General features: G+C 70.0%; 1 protein-coding gene. It reads right to left on the reverse strand.

Features of this window, described 5'->3' with window-relative positions; all coding sequences use genetic code 11:
* The coding region (locus B3H86_RS10950; RefSeq protein ID WP_292053841.1) for a hypothetical protein at positions 1–260 on the reverse strand (260 nt) is incomplete at both ends.

A 260-nucleotide genomic window follows, 5' to 3' on the forward strand; every position in this document is an offset into this window, starting at 1 on the left:
TGGTGACGGCCCGCTCGATGGCGGCGTGGATGGCATTGCCGCGCTTCAACGCCTCGGCAGGTTCGCCCGGACGGTCCATCTTGCGCAGACCCAGGATGCGCTGGGCATAGACGGCGTAGGGATCGCGCACCCAGCGCTCGACGCCGGTGACGGGCAGTTCGCGCGGGCGGATCGAGACGGGCGGGGTCGGTGTCGGACGCTTGGCATAGGCCGGTGTGCTGGATCGTGGGGCGTCCAGATGGCGGGTCCAGTCGATGACC

The organism is Brevundimonas sp. UBA5866 (assembly GCF_002432125.1).
Lineage (GTDB): Bacteria > Pseudomonadota > Alphaproteobacteria > Caulobacterales > Caulobacteraceae > Brevundimonas.